15 protein-coding genes are annotated in these 16,809 nt (G+C 65.7%); 8 read left to right on the forward strand and 7 right to left on the reverse strand.

Annotated elements, in window-relative coordinates; translation table 11 throughout:
• Nucleotides 1-341, forward strand: a 341-nt coding sequence (locus NL2_RS15830) for an RcnB family protein (protein ID WP_157083211.1), incomplete at its 5' end; no start/stop codon positions are given.
• 69 nt (nucleotides 342-410) lie between these two features.
• Here the strand turns inward: NL2_RS15830 and NL2_RS15835 are convergent.
• The 4 genes from NL2_RS15835 to NL2_RS15850 all read right to left on the reverse strand — a co-directional run bounded on the left by NL2_RS15835 (nucleotide 411) and on the right by NL2_RS15850 (nucleotide 4,269).
• On the reverse strand, nucleotides 411-2,213 hold the full coding sequence (locus tag NL2_RS15835) for an acyl-CoA dehydrogenase C-terminal domain-containing protein (protein WP_068076670.1): 1,803 nt from the start codon (nucleotides 2,211-2,213) through the stop codon (nucleotides 411-413).
• Nucleotides 2,214-2,217: 4 nt separating this feature from the next.
• The gene (locus tag NL2_RS15840; protein ID WP_068076671.1) at nucleotides 2,218-2,679 is read right to left on the reverse strand and encodes a MerR family transcriptional regulator; all 462 of its coding nucleotides are present in this window, start codon (nucleotides 2,677-2,679) and stop codon (nucleotides 2,218-2,220) included.
• 31 nt (nucleotides 2,680-2,710) lie between these two features.
• A complete protein-coding gene (hisI, locus tag NL2_RS15845; RefSeq protein WP_439646903.1) occupies nucleotides 2,711-3,073 on the reverse strand; it encodes a phosphoribosyl-AMP cyclohydrolase in 363 nt (120 codons plus the stop codon).
• 344 nt (nucleotides 3,074-3,417) lie between these two features.
• Nucleotides 3,418-4,269 carry a ComF family protein gene (locus NL2_RS15850; protein ID WP_084356140.1) on the reverse strand — a complete coding sequence of 284 codons (852 nt, stop codon included), beginning with the start codon at nucleotides 4,267-4,269 and terminating at the stop codon, nucleotides 3,418-3,420.
• Between the two features lie 64 nt (nucleotides 4,270-4,333).
• On the opposite strand from NL2_RS15850, the gene NL2_RS15855 reads away from it, so the two are divergent.
• On the forward strand, nucleotides 4,334-5,104 hold the full coding sequence (locus tag NL2_RS15855; RefSeq protein ID WP_068076673.1) for a methyltransferase domain-containing protein: 771 nt from the start codon (nucleotides 4,334-4,336) through the stop codon (nucleotides 5,102-5,104).
• A 9-nt stretch (nucleotides 5,105-5,113) separates the two neighbouring features.
• On the opposite strand, the gene ppdK is transcribed toward NL2_RS15855, so the two are convergent.
• The 3 genes from ppdK to NL2_RS15870 all read right to left on the reverse strand — a co-directional run bounded on the left by ppdK (nucleotide 5,114) and on the right by NL2_RS15870 (nucleotide 11,440).
• Nucleotides 5,114-7,789 (reverse strand): pyruvate, phosphate dikinase, encoded by a 2,676-nt coding sequence (gene ppdK / locus NL2_RS15860; protein ID WP_068076674.1) that lies wholly within the window; start codon nucleotides 7,787-7,789, stop codon nucleotides 5,114-5,116.
• A gap of 81 nt (nucleotides 7,790-7,870) precedes the next feature.
• The gene (glyS, locus tag NL2_RS15865) at nucleotides 7,871-10,357 is read right to left on the reverse strand and encodes a glycine--tRNA ligase subunit beta (RefSeq protein ID WP_068076675.1); all 2,487 of its coding nucleotides are present in this window, start codon (nucleotides 10,355-10,357) and stop codon (nucleotides 7,871-7,873) included.
• Nucleotides 10,358-10,507: 150 nt separating this feature from the next.
• A complete protein-coding gene (locus tag NL2_RS15870; protein WP_068076676.1) occupies nucleotides 10,508-11,440 on the reverse strand; it encodes a glycine--tRNA ligase subunit alpha in 933 nt (310 codons plus the stop codon).
• Nucleotides 11,441-11,575: 135 nt separating this feature from the next.
• Here NL2_RS15870 and NL2_RS15875 point away from each other — a divergent pair, with 135 nt between their 5' ends.
• The 6 genes from NL2_RS15875 (at nucleotide 11,576) to ychF (ending at nucleotide 16,801) form a co-directional block, all read left to right on the forward strand.
• The gene (locus tag NL2_RS15875) at nucleotides 11,576-12,544 is read left to right on the forward strand and encodes a TraB/GumN family protein (RefSeq protein ID WP_245647722.1); all 969 of its coding nucleotides are present in this window, start codon (nucleotides 11,576-11,578) and stop codon (nucleotides 12,542-12,544) included.
• Nucleotides 12,541-13,443, forward strand: a complete 903-nt coding sequence (locus NL2_RS15880) for a TraB/GumN family protein (RefSeq protein WP_068076677.1) — start codon at nucleotides 12,541-12,543, stop codon at nucleotides 13,441-13,443. Before NL2_RS15875 ends, NL2_RS15880 begins: the two co-directional genes overlap by 4 nt.
• Before the next feature lie 355 nt (nucleotides 13,444-13,798).
• Complete coding sequence (locus NL2_RS15885; protein ID WP_068076678.1) at nucleotides 13,799-14,404, forward strand: 50S ribosomal protein L25/general stress protein Ctc; 606 nt, start codon at nucleotides 13,799-13,801, stop codon at nucleotides 14,402-14,404.
• A 112-nt stretch (nucleotides 14,405-14,516) separates the two neighbouring features.
• Nucleotides 14,517-15,086 carry an aminoacyl-tRNA hydrolase gene (gene pth / locus NL2_RS15890; RefSeq protein ID WP_174522624.1) on the forward strand — a complete coding sequence of 190 codons (570 nt, stop codon included), beginning with the start codon at nucleotides 14,517-14,519 and terminating at the stop codon, nucleotides 15,084-15,086.
• A gap of 139 nt (nucleotides 15,087-15,225) precedes the next feature.
• Nucleotides 15,226-15,558 (forward strand): GIY-YIG nuclease family protein, encoded by a 333-nt coding sequence (locus NL2_RS15895; protein ID WP_068076680.1) that lies wholly within the window; start codon nucleotides 15,226-15,228, stop codon nucleotides 15,556-15,558.
• Nucleotides 15,559-15,700: 142 nt separating this feature from the next.
• Nucleotides 15,701-16,801: a redox-regulated ATPase YchF gene (gene ychF, locus NL2_RS15900; protein WP_068076681.1), complete on the forward strand. Its 1,101-nt coding sequence runs from the start codon at nucleotides 15,701-15,703 to the stop codon at nucleotides 16,799-16,801.
• Nucleotides 16,802-16,809 lie beyond the last annotated feature (8 nt).

Consider the following 16,809-nt stretch of genomic DNA (forward strand, 5'->3'; position numbering starts at 1 on the left):
TCTCGCTGCTCGCCAGTTCGGCCGCCATTGCCAAGCCGGGCAACGGGCACGGCAACGCCTACGGTCATGGCAACGGTAACGGCAACCAGAACGATCGGGGCAATCAGGCCAACGGCCGTCATCAGGGCTGGGCGCAGGATCGTGGCAACCAGCACCGCTGGAATCGCGGCGAGCGCATGGGCTACAACGACTGGAACAGTTCGCAGCGCATCGATTATCGCCGCTATCACCTCAAGGCGCCGCCGCGCGGTTACGAATGGCGCCGCCAGAACAACAACTTCATCCTGGGCGCCGTCGCCACCGGGCTGATCGCCTCAATCATCCTCAGCACCGGACGCTGAACGGACCTGCCGGGCGGCCTGTGATGGGCCGCCCGGCACGCCATGACGTCACTGCTAGCACGGCCCCAATCAGGCCGTAGCGAAAGCTTCTGCCGGCAGCGCCATGATCGCTTCGGCCCCGGCCTCGATCTCGCGCCGCAGTGCGCCGGCTTGCGGCAGGAACCGTTCGGCCCAGTGGCGCGCGCACGTTATCTTCGCTTCGTAGAACAGCGTTTCGTCGGTGCCGTCGGTGAGCGTACGCGCGGCCAAGCGGGCCATTTTCAGCCACATCAGCCCCACCGCAACGATCCCCGTCAGGTGCATGTAGGCATAAGCCCCCGCGCCGATATTTTCCGGGTTGGTCATGCCGTTCTGGAGGAACCACATCGTCGCGGCCTTGAGTTCGCCACAGGCCTTGGCGAGCCGTTCGGCAACGAGCGTTTCGGTCGCATCGCCGCCAGCCGCAGCGCATTCGGCATCCACGAGCGCGAACAGCGCCTGCACCGCGCGACCGCCATTCAGCGCCAGCTTGCGGCCGACCAGATCCATCGCCTGCACGCCGTTCGCGCCTTCATAGATCATCGCGATCCGCGCATCGCGCACGAACTGATCCATGCCGTTCTCGATGATATAACCGTGCCCGCCCCAGATCTGCTGCATGTCGGTCGCGGTCTTGTAGCCCAGATCGGTGCCATAGCCCTTGATCACCGGGGTCAGCAGGCTGATCAGGTCGTCGGCGGCTTCCCGCTCATGCTGGGTGCCCGCCTTGTGACTGAGATCGACCTGCAGCGCTCCCCACAGGCACAGCGCGCGCATCCCTTCGGTAAAGCTTTTGGCGTCCATCAGCATCCGCCGCACGTCGGGGTGCACGAACAGGTGGTCGGCCTTTTCCTGCGGCTCGGCCGGCCCGGTCATCGCGCGGCCCTGGCGCCGTTCCAGCGCATAGGCGACACCGTTCTGATAGGCGACTTCGGCTTGCGCCAGTCCCTGGATGCCCACGCCCAGCCGCGCCGCGTTCATCATGATGAACATCGCGGCGAGCCCCTTGTTCTCCTCGCCGACGAGGAAGCCGGTCGCGCCGTCGTAGTTCATCACGCACGTGGCGTTGCCGTGAATGCCCATCTTGTGTTCGATCGACCCGACCGACACCGCGTTGCGGGCGCCGAGCGAACCATCTGCGTTCACCATGATCTTGGGCACGATGAACAGCGAGATGCCCTTGCTCGATTCGGGCGCATCGGGAGTTTTTGCCAGCACGAGATGGATGATGTTCTCGGTCAGGTCGTGGTCGCCTGCCGAAATGAAGATCTTGGTCCCGGTGATGGCATAGGAGCCATCGACAGCGGGCACCGCGCGCGTGCGGATCAGGCCGAGGTCGGTGCCGCAGTGCGGCTCGGTCAGGTTCATCGTGCCGAGCCAGTCGCCTGCCACCAGCTTGGGCAGGTACGTGGTGTGCTGCTCGGGCGATCCCTTGGCAACGATCGCAGAAATCGCGCCATTGGCCAGCCCCGGATACATCGCGAACGCCTGGTTGGCCGAGGCGAGGAATTCCTCCATCACGAAGCCGATCACGTGCGGCAGGCCCTGTCCGCCAAATTCGATCGGCGCCGCCAGCGTGCCCCACGCGCCTTCGCGGTACTGGCGATAGGCATCCTTGAACCCGGTGGGCGTGGTCACCGTTCCATCGGCGTGCCGCGTGCAGCCTTCGGCATCGCCCACCTGGTTGAGCGGTGCGATCACCTCGGACGTGAACCGCCCCGCCTCGTCGATCACGGCGTCGGTCATGTCGGGCGTGGCGTTCTCGAAACCCGGCAGATTGCCATAGCTTTCGAGCGCGAGCAGCTCATTGACGACGAACCGCGCATCGCGCGTGGGTGCCTTGTAAACCGGCATGTAACTATCCTTGCTGACTGAGCGTTTCGCGGGTTTCGGCAGCCTCGCGCCGCACGAGCAGCTTGATGAAGCTGGTCAGTTCGGCGACGGTCGCCGCGATATCCGCCTGTTGCTGGTTGAGATGTTCGACCCGTTCGCGGCACTTTTCGATGGTGACGCGGCGCTGTTCCGCGCGCCCATCGCCCAGGTCGTACAGGTCGATCATGTCCTTGATTTCGCCAAGGCTGAAACCGACGTTCTTGGCGCGCTTGATCCACGCGAGCCGCGCCCGGTCGCGCTTGCTGTAATGCCGGTTCAGCCCGATCCGCGTCGGGGCGATCAGGCCCTCATCCTCGTAAAAGCGCAGCGCGCGGGCGGTGACCCCGAACTCGGCCGACAAGTCGGAGATGGTGTATTGCTCACGCTCCAGCGCATCGGGCCGGTCGAGATGCGCGCTGTGCGTCTGCTGTGCTGAGGTTGCTGGCATGCCGCGACCTTATGTTACCTTTACGTAAAGGTCAAACCTCGATCCGCGCCAACGTGCCATCGGATTCGAGCCTGCGGTAGAAGCAGCTTGCGGCCAGCGTGTGACAGGCAGGGCCCGCCGCATCGACGCGCAGCTCGATCGCATCCTGATCGCAATCCACCCGGATTTCGATGACGCGCAGGACATGGCCCGACGATTCGCCTTTCATCCACAACCGTCCGCGCGACCGCGAGTGAAAATGGGCGAACCCGGTTTCACGCGTTTTCGCCAGCGCTGCTGCGTCCATGTGCGCCAGCATCAGGATGCTCCCTGTAACATGATCGACCGCCACGGCGGTGATCAGCCCGGCGGCGTCATAGCGCGGCATGAACTGGCTGCCCTGCTCGCGCAGCAGGGTCTCGGCCGATGGTTCGGAAATGGTAATGGCCTTTCGTCAAAGCGATTTCGCACAGCAGGTTTGTTGCAGGATAACCACATGCGTCAGTCAAAATCCATCGTCGAGCCACAACACGCTTTCCTCGGGCCCGCGCATCGCAGAAAGAGTGCGCGTGGCTTGAGGGAGCCGCATCTGAACCGCCGCAAGGCGGCGCAACGGCGCCAACGTTCAGGGAAAAATGGGGACTGTGTCCGTTGTGCCGCCCTTGATCCTGTGGATCGGGCGGCGCCGGATCGGTTGGTTGAGGGACCGGCGGGACAGCCGCAAGGCCGTCCAAATCGCGTATAAACGCGAAACGCCCATCATTTCGTCACGAGGACGCCCGGGACCAACGTCTCGGGCGTTTTCGTGCGTGCGCCGTCGTCGCCCATCCGGTGGTCGGCCGGATGCTGCGCAGCATGGTCCAGCGACTCGTCCAGCACCCGCGCAAAGCAGGCGATCCGCACTGGGCCGGCCCCTGCTTTTTTCAGCGCGCGCAGGCAGGCGTCGGTGGTGGCGCCGCTCGTCATGACGTCATCGACCAGCAGCACCTGCGCACCCTTCAGCCGCTCGCGTCGGCCCGCGTTGACCGTGATCGCACCCGCCAGCGCAATGGCCCGGGCGCGGCGGTTGAGGCCGCCCAGCGACGGCGTGCGCTTGCGTCGCACCAGCGCATCGACCGCCAGCTCCTGCGCCAGCGCGGTCGCGATCTGCCGGGCGAGCAAAGCCGACTGGTTGAAGCCCCGCCGCCACAACCGCCAGCGATGGAGCGGCACGGGCACCACCAGCCAGTCACCCTCCAGCGGCGGGATCCGCGCCAGCATCAGCCGGGCGAGCAGCGGCGCCAGCCCGATGCGCCGACCATGCTTGAACGCCAGCACCAGTTGGCGCGACGCGTCGGTGTAGAGCGTGGCGGCCGCGATCCCGGCGTGGCGCGGCGGACTGGCAAGGCACGGCGCGCACACCAGCGCACCTTCTTCCGGTAAGCCGTCACCTTCTGGCCGGTGCCCCAGCGGCCGCTGGCACAGCGCGCACGATGGATCGCCGGGGATGGCAAGCCCGGCCCAGCACGCGGCGCAGAACCCGCCCTGGCGCGCCAGCGGATCGCCGCACAGCGGGCAGCGCGGCGGGAAGATCATGTCGACGATCGGTTCGAGGATGCCCACCCTGCCCATCGCCGCAGTGTTTGAGCGCCATTGGGGGCTTGGCAAGAGGCGCGCCGGGCGGCAGGCGGAACCGATGACCACGGCTCCGACGATATTTTCGCGAAACCGGCGCATTGCCGTGCGCCAGCGCCGCCGATCGCTCCAGATCGGTGCCGGTTGTCCGCAGTATCTGGCCGACGACATGGTCGAGGACACCATCGATCGACTCGGCTTCCTGCGCCACGCCCCGGCCAGTGCCTTGCTCATCGGTGACTGGACCGGAGCGCTGGCCGACGCGCTGGCCGCGCAAGGCTGCGCCGTCACCCGTGCCGACCCGACCGGCTCAGCCGGTGTTGCCGCGATCGACGAGGAACAGCCGCTGCCCGATCAGGGCCACCCGTTCATCGCCAGCTTCGGCACGCTCGACACCGTCAACGACCTGCCCGGCGCGCTGATCCACTTGCGCCAAGCGCTGGCGCCAGGCGGGCTGCTGATCGCCAGCTTTGTCGGTGCGGGCAGCCTGCCGACGCTGCGGGCGGCGATGTTCGCCGCCGATGGCGACCGGCCGGCGCCGCGCATTCACCCCATGGTCGACGTGCGCGCCGGCGGGCAACTGATGCAGCGCGCCGGGTTCGCCGACCCGGTCATCGACAGCCGCAGCCTGGCGGTGCGGTTCGGCTCGCTCGACGCGCTGGTCGCCGATCTCAGAGCGCAAGCCTTGGGCAACGTGCTCGCCCGCCCCGGCCCGCCGCTGGGCAAGGCCGCACTGGAGCGCGCCCGCGCGGCGTTGCTCGACCAGGCGGATACCGATGGCCGGGTTACCGAACGCTTCGAGATATTGACGCTAAGCGGCTGGCGACGATGATTTTTCAGGTCAAAGCTGGCTCGCGGCCAGGGCCGCCTGCGCCGCAGCCAACCTTGCGATCGGCACGCGATAGGGTGAGGCGCTGACGTAATCGAGCCCGGTCGCCTCGCAGAACGCGATGCTCGCCGGGTCGCCGCCGTGTTCGCCGCAAATGCCCAGCTTGAGCGCGGGGCGGGTCGCCCGGCCCCGCTCGGCCGCCATCGTCACCAGCTGGCCCACGCCGTCGATGTCGAGGCTGACGAACGGATCGCGCGGATAGATCCCCTGTTCGACATAGGGGCCCAGGAACCGCGCCGCATCGTCCCTCGAAACGCCCAGAGTAGTCTGCGTCAAATCATTGGTGCCGAACGAGAAGAACATCGCCTCCTCGGCAATTTCGCCCGCCATCAGTGCAGCGCGCGGCAGCTCGATCATCGTACCGACGAGGTATTCCAGCGTGCGGCCCTGTTCGGCGAACACCAGCGCAGCCTGCCGGTCGACCAGCGCCTTCAGGATCTCCAGCTCGCGCTTGGTCGCCACCAGCGGGATCATCACTTCGGGGATCGGCGCATCGCCCGATTTCTCGGCGACGTCGCACGCCGCCTCGAAGATCGCGCGCGCCTGCATCTCGTAGATTTCAGGGAAGGTGATGCCCAGCCGGCAGCCGCGATGGCCCAACATCGGGTTGAATTCGTGCAGTTCCCCCGCCCGGCGCTTGAGATGATCGACGCCCACCCCGGTCGCCTCGGCCAGATCGGCGAACTCGGCGTCGCTGTGCGGCAGGAACTCGTGCAGCGGCGGATCGAGCAGGCGGATGGTCACGGGAAGCCCGGCCATCACTTCGAAAATCGACTGAAAATCGGCGCGCTGCTCGGGCAGCAGCTTGGCCAGCGCGGTGCGGCGGCCGGTTTCATCGTCGGCCAGGATCATCTGGCGCACGGCGCTGATCCGCCCGGCGTCGAAGAACATGTGCTCGGTGCGGCACAGCCCCACGCCCTCGGCGCCGAACTGGCGCGCGACCTGGCAATCGAGCGGCGTTTCGGCGTTGGCGCGCACTTTCATCCGGCGGTGCTTGTCGGCCCATACCATCAAGGTGCCGAAATCGCCGACTAGTTCGGGCTCGACCATCGCCACTTCGCCCGCCATCACTTCGCCGCTCGCGCCGTCGAGCGTGATCAGTTCGCCTTCCTTCAGCGCGCGGTCGCCGATGCGCGCGGTGCGCGTGGTCATGTCGATCGACAACGCCGAAGCGCCCGAAACACATGGCCGGCCCATGCCACGCGCCACCACGGCGGCGTGGCTGGTCATGCCGCCGCGCGCGGTGAGGATGCCCTTGGCCGCGTGCATCCCGTGGATGTCCTCGGGGCTGGTCTCGACCCGGACGAGGATCACGCTTTCGCCCAGGCTGGCGCGGTGTTCGGCGGTATCGGCATCGAACACGATCGCGCCCGCCGCCGCACCGGGCGACGCCGGCAGCCCGCGCGTCAGCACGTCGCGCGGCGCGTTGGGGTCGAGCGTGGGGTGCAGCAACTGATCGAGCGCCATCGGATCGATCCGCGCGATCGCAGTCGCCTCATCGATCAGGCCTTCGTGGACCATGTCGACCGCCATCTTCAGCGCAGCCTTGGCGGTGCGCTTGCCCGACCGGGTCTGCAGCATCCACAGCTTGCCCTGCTCGACGGTGAATTCGATGTCCTGCATGTCGCGGTAATGGCGTTCGAGCAGGTCGAACACGGTCGCCAGTTCGCCATAGGCGCCGGGCATCGCCTCTTCCATCGACAGCGGCTTGGCCCCGGCGCGGGTGCGCGCGGCGGTGGTGAGGTACTGGGGGGTGCGGATGCCCGCGACCACGTCCTCGCCTTGCGCATTGACCAGCCATTCGCCGTAATAGGCGCGCTCGCCGGTCGCCGGATCGCGGGTGAAGGCGACGCCGGTGGCCGAGGTATCGCCCATGTTGCCGAACACCATCGCCTGCACGTTGACCGCGGTGCCCCAGTCTGCGGGGATGTCGTTCAACCGGCGGTAGACTTTGGCGCGGTCGCTTTCCCAGCTGTCGAACACCGCGGCGATCGCGCCCCACAGCTGTTCGTGCACGTCCTGCGGGAACGGCTTGCCCAACTGGTCCTCGACGATCGCCTTGTAGTCCTTGACCAGCGCCTGCCAATGTTCGGCATTCATCTCAATATCGGCGAAAAAGCCGTTGTCTTCCTTGATGATTTCCAGTGCATCCTCGAACCGGTGATGGTCGAGGCCGAGCACCACGTCGGAATACATCTGGATGAACCGGCGGTAGCTGTCCCACGCAAAGCGCGCGTCGCCCGATCCGCTGACAAGGCCTTCGACAGTCGCATCGTTGAGGCCGAGGTTGAGCACGGTGTCCATCATGCCGGGCATCGAGACACGCGCGCCCGAGCGGACCGAGACCAGCAGCGGGTTGGCGGGATCGCCGAAGCTGCGGCCGGTGGCGGCCTCGATATGCTTCAGCCCATCGGCGACGGCAGCGCGCAAAGCATCGTCGAACGTCTTGCCCGCGCCGTTGTAGGCGGTGCAGACTTCGGTGGTGATCGAAAAGCCCGGGGGCACCGGCAGGCCGATCCCGGCCATCTCGGCCAGGTTGGCACCCTTGCCGCCGACGATGGTCTTGTCACGCGACCGGGGGGCATCCTGGCGCAGCCCGCCACCGAAGTTGTAAACGCTCTGGTTCATCTAAGCGCGCGCTTTCCTGACGAAGTTGACAAAGTTTACACATTCACACGCCATGCCGGGGCGCTCCCCAGCGGTGCGGACTCACCCCTCGATGCGGGAAAAATCCGCGACGTTGTGCACTGCAGCACGAAACCGATCAAGCAGCGCAAGCCGCGCGGCGCGTTTTTCAGGCGCGGGATCGTTGATCATGACATGCTCGAAGAATGCATCGATCGGCTCCCGCAGCCCCGCCAGCGCGGCCATCGCCCCGGCAAAGTCCTCCGCCGCGATGGCCGAGGCCGCCGTGGGTGCGGCAGAATCGAGCGCGGCGATCAGCGCGGTTTCGGCCGGTTCGGGCGTGTAGGACAGCGAAATCTTGCCGCTCTCGCCAGCGCCTGACACGACGCCTTCCTTCTTGAGGATGTTGGCGGCGCGCTTGTATCCGGCGAGCAGGTTGGTGCCATCGGCGGTGCCGACGAACGCCTGCAACGCATGGACGCGGGCAAGCAGCCGGACGAGATCGTCCTCGCCACCGAGCGCAAATACGGCGTCGATCAGGTCGTGGCGAACCCCGGCTTCGCGTTGCTGGACTTTGAGGCGGTCGGCGAAGAAAGCCGAAATGCTTTCCTTGGCAGCGCTGAACGACTCCCATTTCTCTGGAGATTCATCGCTTTCTAAAAACGCCATTTCGTCGTCGCTGCCGTGATAAGGATCACGCGGCCTTCCATAGAAAACAAACCAGTCGCTGAGACGCCAGTTGCGCTCATCGTATTTGCTAAATGGCTGGGATGTAATGAGTTGATGGCCCTGCTCGTCACCATCGTACGTAAATACTCGGTTTTCTCGAGATGCCTGATCTAGCGAAAGACCAATCATCCCTGCGGCAGTCTCAGCAACGTCGAAACGTAGCTCGTTTGTCTGGATAAGACGAATTGCGCTCAGACAAGCGCGGCGCAATGCGAACGGGTCTTTCGAACCAGTAGGCTTCTCAGCGATCCCAAAAAACGTTCCTATCGTATCCAGCTTATCCGCCAGACTCACCGCCACCGTCACCGGCGCGGTGGGCACATCATCGCCCTGCCCGACCGGCTTGTAGTGATCGCGGATCGCGTCGGCGACTTCGTCCGGCAGACCTTCGGCGCGGGCGTAGTAGCCGCCCATCAGGCCCTGCAGCTCGGGAAATTCGCCGACCATTTCGGTCACCAGATCGGCCTTGCACAACCGCGCGGCCTGTTCGGCGAGATTGGCCAGTGCCGCACGATCCTCCACATCGACTTGCGATGGGGAGGTGGCAGCCGCGTCAGCGGATGACGGAGGGGCACTTGGTGGAGGCGCCGCTTGTGCGATCTGCCCCTCCACCACGCCTGCGGCGCGGTCCCCCTCCCCATCGCGAGACGATGGGGAGGATCGTGTGACGACGCCTTCTTCCACCAGCCAGCGTGCCAGTTTGGCGACGCGTTCGACTTTGTCGGCCACCGTGCCCAGCTTTTCGTGGAACACGATGTTGCCGAGCTTTTCGGCGTGCTGTGCCAGCGCCTTCTTGCGGTCCTGCTCCCAGAAGAAGCGGGCATCGCTCAATCGCGCGGCGAGCACCTTGCGGTTGCCCGCGACGATCATCGCGCCGCCGTCGTGCGCCTCGATATTGGCGGTGCAGACGAACGCGTTGGCGAGCTTTCCGGCGGCATCGCGGCAGATGAAGTATTTCTGGTTTGTCCGTGCGGTTAGCTGAATAACCTCAGGCGGGACCTCAAGAAATTCCGCGTCGAACCGGCCGAGCAGCGGGACCGGCCATTCGGTCAGCCCGGCGTTTTCGATCACCAGCCCTTCGTCCTCGACCAGCACCAGCCCGGCGGCTTCGGCGGCGGCCTTGGCGCGGGTGCGGACGATGGCTTCGCGTTCGGCATGATCGACGATGACGTGGCAGGCGCGCAGTTTTTCGGCATAGTCGCCCGCGCCGCCAATGGTGATCTCACCGGGGTGGTGGAAGCGGTGGCCCAGAGTTGTGGCGCCTGACACTAGCCCGGCTAACCCTTGCTGAATCTCAATCGCCCCCCGACCGTCTGCATAGACGTGTGCGACATTGAAATCGATCGTCAAAACATCGGTGCCAAGGATTGCTACAATACCGCTGAGCGGTCGAACCCAACGAAGAGAATCGGTCCTTAGGCTTTTCTCACCCCATCGCATCGATTTAGGCCAAGGGAATTGCCAAATGATAAGAGGCAGTCGCTCGGCCAGCACGTCAGCGGTCGCGCGGCCGGGCTTTTCGCTCACCGCGAACCACACGCCGTCGCGCTCGGTCAGCTGGTCCTGCGTCAGGCCGGTCTTGCGCAGGAACCCGGCCAGCGCCTGTTCGGGCGCGGAGGTCTTGGGGCCTTTGACTTCCTCGCTCACCGCTTCGGTCGCCAGCGGCAGGTCGCGGGCGATCAGCGCAAGGCGGCGCGGGGTGGACCATACGGTGATGGCGCCCGGCACAACGCCTGCGGCAGACAACTGCTCACGGAACAGCTTTTCAAGGTCGCGGCGGGCGCCGGCCTGCATCCGCGCGGGGATTTCCTCGCAGCGCAGTTCGAGGAGGAAGTCAGACATGGAATTCCTCCCCAGCCGGACCGGGCCGCTCATCCCTACCCAGCGTCCGCTCATCCTGAGCCTGTCGAAGGACGTCTCCATACCCGGCGTTGCGTACGTGCTTCGACAGGCTCAGCATGAGCGGACGTGGCGTTTGCCGCAGAGCGGGCATCACAGCGTCCACTCCGGAAACTTCGCTTCCCAGCGCGGGGTCTGGTTGTCGATCCACGCCTTGCACGCTCCTTTGGCCAGATCGCGCACGCGGCCCATGTAGCTGGCGCGTTCCTGCACCGAGATCACGCCGCGCGCCTGCAGCAGGTTGAACACGTGGCTGGCCTCGATCGCCTGTTCGTACGCCGGGATGGCCAGTCCGGCGTCGAGGCAGTTCTGGCATTCGGCGGTGGCTTTGCGAAAGCCGTCGAACAGCGTTTCAGTGTCGGCGATCTCGAAGTTCCATTTCGACATCTGCTTCTCGTTTTCGAGAAACACATCGCCGTATGTGACTCCGTGATTGTTGAACGCGAGGTCGTAAACGCTGTCGACGCCCTGGATATACATCGCGAGGCGTTCGAGCCCGTAGGTCAGTTCGCCCGCCACGGGCTTGCAATCGAAGCCGCCCATCTGCTGGAAATAAGTGAACTGGGTGACCTCCATCCCGTCGCACCACACTTCCCAGCCCAGCCCCCAGGCGCCGAGCGTGGGGCTTTCCCAGTCATCCTCGACAAAGCGGATGTCGTGCAGCAGCGGATCCACGCCGATCGCGGCAAGGCTGGCGAGGTACAGTTCCTGCAGGTTGGCGGGGCTGGGTTTGAGGATCACCTGATACTGGTAATAGTGCTGCAGCCGGTTGGGGTTTTCGCCATAGCGGCCGTCGGTCGGGCGGCGGCACGGCTGGACGAACGCGGCGTTCCACGGTTCCGGCCCCAGCGCGCGCAGCGTGGTGGCGGTGTGGAACGTGCCCGCACCCATGCGCATGTCGTACGGCTGCAGGATCAGGCAGCCCTGCTCGCTCCAGAAGGCATGCAGGCGCAGGATCATGTCCTGCAGGCTCAGCACGGGGACTTTACCCTGATGCTGGATGGCGGGGGCAGCGACGATCGACATGGCGCGCGCTTTGGCCGATGGCCCGCGCCAAATCAACTGCCATGCCTGCAATTGCAGCAGGGCAACGGTTCGTCAGGGCAAGGGTTCGTTCATCGCCGTTTATTAAGCGTTGGGGCGGTAAGGGCTGGAGGCATGATGACAACGCGAAACCGGGGCCGGCTGGCCGCACTGCTGCTGGGCCTGGCGCCGCTGCAGGCCCATGCCGACCCGCAGCACCTGCCCACGCCCCTCGCGCCCGCGCTGGTGCCCGAGGTGCCTGCTGCTGCGCCTGCCACCACACCGACGCCCCTTCCCACGCCCGTTCCGATGCACCCGGCGCTGTGGAAAGTGTCCGACGCCGACACCACGATCTACCTGTTCGGCACGATCCACGTGCTGCGGCCGGGGCTGGACTGGCTCAACGGCCCGCTGGCGAAAGCCGTGGATGCCTCGGACGAGCTGGTCACCGAGATCACCGATCCCACCGGCACCGGGACGCAGGCCGCGGTCCTGTCGCGCGCGATGCTGCCCGACAACACCAGCCTGCGGATGCTGATGCCGCCCGAAAAGCGCGGCCCGTATGAAGCGCTGATGACGCGCATCGGGTTGAAGCCCGAGGCGCTCGACCGGTTCAAGCCGTGGTACGCCTCGGTCGTGCTCAGTTCGCTGCCGCTGCTGCGCGCCGGCATGGATCCGCACAGCGGCGCCGAAGCCGCGCTCGACGCGCGCGTGACCGCCGCAAAGCATCCGCACACCGGGCTGGAGACGGTCGACTACCAGCTCGGCCTGTTCGATTCGCTGCCGCAGGATGCGCAACTGGCGCTGCTCGACAGCGTGGTCACCGACTACGACACCGTCGCGCCGCAGATCGACCTGCTGATCGGCGACTGGGGACGCGGCGATGCCGATGGCCTGGCCACCGCGATGAACGCCGACATGGACGATCCCCGGCTGGTCGAAACGCTGCTGAAAGGGCGCAATCGCAACTGGGCGAAGTGGATCGAAGCGCGGCTGGGCAGGCCGGGCACGGTGTTCGTGGCGGTCGGCGCGGGGCATCTGGCGGGATCGGGCAGCGTGCAGGACCAGCTTGCCAAGGCCGGGATCAAGGTTACGCGGGTGCAATGAGCGTGAATGGGGGCAGTTTCCGCAAGATCGGTGTCGCGCTGGCGTTCGCGCTGGGGCTGGCCGGCTGTCATGGTCACAAGAAGGCGGAAGCACCGCAGGCGCGCGTCGCGTTGTGGGAAATCACCGATGCCACCGGGCCGCGCGCGTGGCTGATGGGCACCGTCCACGCCCTGCCCGACAAGACCGTGTGGCTGCGCCCCGAGATCGCCAAAGGCCTTGGCGCTGCCGACCGGCTGGTGCTGGAAATCGGCGAGCCGCTCGACCAGCACGTCGCCGGGATCGCGCTGGCGCGGCTGGCCTATACGCCGGGCATGCCGCCGCCGTCCGAACGGATCGACCCGGCGCACAAGGCCGAACTGCTCGACGTGTACCGGCGGCTGGGTGTCAGCGATGACAACTTCACCAACGAGGAAAACTGGGCGGTCGCGCTCCAGCTGGCCGCGATCGCGGGCGAGAAGGACGGACAGGAACCCGGCAACGGCGTGGAGCCCGCGCTGCGCAAGCTGGCAGGCAAGAAGCCGGTGGTCGGGATGGAGACGATCGACAGCCAGTTCGGCATTTTCGACGCCCTGCCCCCGCGCCAGCAGCAGGTCCTGCTCGAACAGGTCGCGGTCGAGGCGGCGAGCAAGGACGACGAGGATCGCGACATGCTCAAGCTGTGGCTGAAGGGCGACGAGGACGGCATCGCGCGCGAATCGCAGCGCGGCTTCCTCGCCGATCCGGGTCTGCACGCGGCGCTGCTCTCGGGGCGCAACCATGACTGGGCGCGCCAGATCGACGCGATGCTGCGCAGCGGCGCGCGGCCGTTCGTGGCGGTGGGCGCCGCGCACGTCGCCGGGAACGACGGCCTGCCCGCGCTGCTCGCCGAACGCGGCTGGACGGTGCGGCGAATTCCGTGATGCGGGGCGCTCGCGTTGGCCGATGGCCAGGATGGACGCAGCAGAGCCAGTTTCGTCATCCTGAACTTGTTTCAGGATCCATCGTGCAGCGCGCCAGACGCTGGCAGGATAGCGCCACCTGGGCCCGAGTGCGGACACGCCATCGGCCAAGCCTCGCGGAGAAATCGATCCCGAAACACGTTCGGGATGACGTGAAATGGTAATGGGCGGGACATGAGGCCCAGCCGGGCACAGCCCTTGCGCGCTTGCCTTTCCCGCCCGATCCGCTAAGGGCCGCCGCTTCCCCCGTCATGGTCATCCCTGGAGGCGTTGCGGGCGAAATGTGTTTCACCAGCGAATTCGGAAAGTATCAGACATGAGCGATCAGCTTACCCTGACGGCCGAGACGCGTGATCGGGGCGGCAAGGGAGCCTCCCGTGCACTGCGTCGTGAAGGCCGTGTCCCCGCCGTCGTCTATGGCGGCAAGCAGGAACCCATCAGCATCCACGTCGAGGAAAAGGAACTGCGTCGCCAGCTGGGCACCGGTCACTTCACCAACTCGATCGTGATGGTCGAGATCGGCGGCAAGCCGATCCGCTGCCTGCCCAAGGACGTTGCGTTCCACCCGGTAAGCGAACGCCCGCTGCACGTCGATTTTCTGCGCGTTGCCGCCAACGCCAAGGTCGAAGTCTCGGTCCCCGTGCTCTTCGTCAACGAGGAAGGTTCGCCCGGTCTCAAGAAGGGCGGCGTACTCAACATCGTCCGTCACGAGCTGGAACTGATCTGCGAAGCCGACAAGATCCCCGATGACATCCAAATCGACGTCACCGGCACCGACATCGGCGATTCGATCCATATCTCGGCGGTCAAGCTGCCCGTGGGCAGCGAAAGCGCGATCACCGATCGCGACTTCACCATTGCGACCATCGTCGCTCCTTCCGCGCTGAAGAGCGAAGAAGGCGACGCCGCGACGGCCGAATAAATCCCGCATAGGGCCCTCTCCCCTCGAGGGGAGAGGGTAGGGAGAGGGGCCGAGCAAGGGCAGGCCGCGCGTGTGGCCCCCTCTCCCCTGAAGGGGCGAGGGAGACATGCCGATGCAGCTCTGGGTCGGCCTCGGCAATCCGGGCGCGCAATATGCGCTGAATCGCCACAACGTGGGGTTCATGGTCGCGGATACGTTGGCCGATGTGCACGGCTTCGGCCCGGTGCAGAAGAAATTCTCCGGCTGGACGCAGGACGGCCGCATCGCTGGCGAACGCGTAATCCTGCTCAAACCCGCCACCTTCATGAACGAAAGCGGCCGCAGCGTGGGCGAGGCGCTGCGCTTCTACAAGCTCGGCACTGATGCGCTGACCGTGTTCCACGACGAACTCGACCTCGCGCCGTTCAAGGTCAAGGTCAAGCAGGGCGGCGGCACCGCCGGCCACAACGGCCTGCGCTCGATCGACCAGCACATGGGCCCCGATTTCCGCCGCGTACGGCTCGGCATCGGCCATCCCGGCCACAAGGACCGCGTGACGGGCTACGTGCTGGGCAACTACGCCAAGGCGGAAATGGACGACCTGGCGGACATGCTGGGCGCGGTTTCGGCAGAGGCGGAATGGCTGGCCAAGGGTGATGACGCGCGGTTCATGAACGACGTGGCGATGCGGTTGGCGGATTGAGCCGATCGGCTGCGCGCCGCCTTTGACTAGCTCAGGCTGAGCGGGTGTTGTCGTTGTCGCCTGTTAAAACCCGGACACCACCCAACCCCGCTCAGCCTGAGCTTGTCGAAGGCCGGCCACCAACGCTAAACCCTTCTCGATGGCCTTCTTCGCTTATCTGCTGCGCTGCAGTGACGGCAGCTATTACGCCGGTCACACCGACGATCTGGAACTGCGCTTCGCCCAACACCAATGCGGTGCCTTAGGCGGATATACCGCAAAACGCAGGCCGGTCATGCTCGTGTGGACAGATAGCTTCACGACCCGAGACGATGCCTTTGCCGTTGAGCGAAAGCTTAAGGGCTGGAGCCGCGCCAAGAAGGACGCGCTGATCGCCGACAACTGGGAGCTGATCTCGCAGTTGGCGCGCGGGCGCACAGGCAGAAACGACGCAGGCACGGATGGCGGGCGGCCTTCGACAAGCTCAGGCTGAGCGGGTGTTGTGATTGCAGCTTTTCTCAACCGCCAATGTTCCCCAAACCCGCTCAGCCTGAGCGCGTCGAAGGCTGCGCACCACCCCTAGCTTTCCCCGCCCCATCCCCCTATGCGCGCCCGACCACCTCTCGGAGCATACAATGGGTTTCAAATGCGGGATCGTCGGGCTGCCCAATGTCGGCAAGTCCACGCTGTTCAATGCGCTGACCGAGACACAGTCGGCGCAGGCGGCGAACTATCCATTCTGCACGATCGAGCCCAATGTCGGCAACGTCGGCGTGCCCGATCTGCGGCTCGACGAGCTGGCGCGGATCGCGGGCAGCCAGAAGATCATCCCCACGCAGCTCGGCTTTGTCGATATCGCGGGCCTCGTGCGCGGGGCGTCGAAGGGCGAAGGCCTGGGCAACCAGTTCCTCGGCAACATTCGCGAGGTGGACGCGATCATCCACGTGCTGCGCTGCTTCGAGAACGACGACATCCAGCATGTCGAGAACAAGGTCGATCCGGTATCCGATGCCGACACTGTCGAAACCGAGCTGATGCTGTCGGACCTTGAAAGCCTGGAAAAGCGCGTGCCCGCCGCGCAGAAAAAGGCCGCGCAAGGCGACAAGGAGCAGAAGATCATTGCCTCCGTGCTGGGCCAGGCGCTCGACCTCCTGCGTGAGGGCAAGCCCGCACGGCTGACCAAGCCGAAGGACGAGGAAGAGGAGCGCGTGTTCAAACAGGCGCAGCTGCTCACCGCCAAGCCGGTGCTGTACGTCTGCAATGTCGAGGAAGACGCGGCCGCCAACGGCAACGCCTTTTCCGCGCGGGTGTTCGAAAAGGCCAAGGCCGAAGGCGCCAATGCGGTGATCGTGTCCGCCGCGATCGAAAGCGAGCTGGTCGGCATGGATCCCGACGAACGCATGGTGTTCCTCGAAGAAATGGGCCTGCACGAAACCGGCCTCGCCCGCATCATCCGCTCGGGCTACGATCTGCTGCATCTGCTGACGTTTTTCACCGTCGGCCCCAAGGAAGCGCGCGCGTGGACGGTGCATCTGGGCGCCAAGGCCCCCGACGCGGCGGGCGAGATCCATTCCGACATGCAGCGCGGCTTCATCCGCGCCGAGACAATCGCCTACGACGACTTCATTGCGCTGGGCGGCGAGAACGGCGCGAAAGACGCGGGCAAGTTGCGGCAGGAAGGCAAGGAATACGTGGTGCAGGACGGCGACGTGATGCACTTCAAGTTCAACGTCTGACAACAAGG

Origin of the sequence: Novosphingobium lentum NBRC 107847 (genome assembly GCF_001590965.1) — a bacterium.
Classification (GTDB): Bacteria; Pseudomonadota; Alphaproteobacteria; order Sphingomonadales; family Sphingomonadaceae; genus Novosphingobium; species Novosphingobium lentum.